The organism is Ideonella sp. B508-1 (assembly GCF_000333615.1).
Lineage (GTDB): Bacteria > Pseudomonadota > Gammaproteobacteria > Burkholderiales > Burkholderiaceae_C > Ideonella.
Map to the genome: position 1 here is coordinate 1 of NZ_BADL01000448.1, position 1,330 is coordinate 1,330.

Consider the following 1,330-nt stretch of genomic DNA (forward strand, 5'->3'; position numbering starts at 1 on the left):
CGCCCCAAGGAGCCGTAGAGCCCGCAGTGGACGCGGGCCACCTGCGGCAGCAGGGCTTCGCTGCGCAGGCGCAGGCCGAAGAGGCGCGCGGCGCGCATCGGCCCCACGGTGTGGGAGCTGCTGGGGCCGATGCCGACCTTGAACAGGTCGAAGACGGAGACCGCCACGGTGGCGCTCTGCCTCAGGCCTGGGTGTCGCCGTAGGCGCTCACCGGCAGGCAGCTGCAGAACAGGTTGCGGTCGCCGTAGACGTTGTCCACGCGGCCCACCGGCGACCAGTACTTCACCTGCTTCAGGCTGGCCACCGGGTAGGCGGCCACCTCGCGGCTGTACGGGTGCGTCCATTCGCCACTCAGCAGGCTGGCGGCGGTGTGCGGTGCGTTGTGCAGCGGGTTGTCCTCGCGCGGCCAGACCCCAGCCTCGACCTGGCGGATCTCCTCGCGGATGGCGATCATCGCGTCGCAGAAGCGGTCCAGCTCGAACAGGGGTTCGCTTTCGGTGGGTTCCACCATCAGCGTGCCGGCCACCGGGAAGCTCAGCGTCGGGGCGTGGAAGCCGTAGTCGATCAGGCGCTTGGCCACGTCCTCGGCGCTCACGCCGCTGCTGTCCTTCAGCCGGCGCAGGTCCAGGATGCACTCGTGGGCCACGCCGCCGCCCTTCACGCCGGCCACGTTGCCGCTGAAGTGGATGTCGTAGTGGTCGGCCAGGCGTGCGGCCACGTAGTTGGCGTTCAGGATGGCGGTCTCGGTGGCGGCGGTCAGGCCGGCCGTGCCCATCATGCGCACATACATCCAGCTGATCGGCAGCACGGCGGCATTGCCGTAGGGCGCGGCGCTGACGGCGCCGACGCCGCCCGCGCGCACCTGGCCGGCCGTGGCATGGCCGGGCAGGAAGGGCACCAGGTCCTCCACCACGCAGACCGGGCCGACGCCCGGGCCCCCGCCGCCGTGCGGGATGCAGAAGGTCTTGTGCAGGTTCAGGTGGCTCACGTCGCCACCGAACTGGCCCGGCGCGGCCACACCCACCAGGGCGTTCATGTTGGCGCCGTCCACATACACCCGGCCGCCGTACTGGTGGACCATGGCGCAGAGTTCCTTCACCTGCAGGTCATAGACGCCGTAGGTGGAAGGGTAGGTGATCATGATGCAGGCCAGCTTCGCGGCATGCTGCTCGCACTTGGCCTTCAGGTCGCCCAGGTCCACGCTGCCGTTGGCATCGCACTTGACGACGACCACCTGCAGGCCGGCCATCATCGCGCTGGCCGGGTTGGTGCCGTGGGCGCTCTCCGGGATCNAGCAGATGTTGCGGTGGCCTTCGCCGCGGCTGGCGTG

1 protein-coding gene and 1 pseudogene are annotated in these 1,330 nt (G+C 70.2%); both read right to left on the minus strand.

The window, feature by feature from the left end; translation table 11 throughout:
* Positions 1-167 (minus strand): serine dehydratase beta chain (locus I73_RS31835; protein WP_304607954.1); only part of this gene is annotated, 167 nt, incomplete at its 3' end.
* 14 nt (positions 168-181) lie between these two features.
* A pseudogene (locus tag I73_RS18135) lies at positions 182-1,330 on the minus strand (aminotransferase class V-fold PLP-dependent enzyme); the annotation flags it as partial.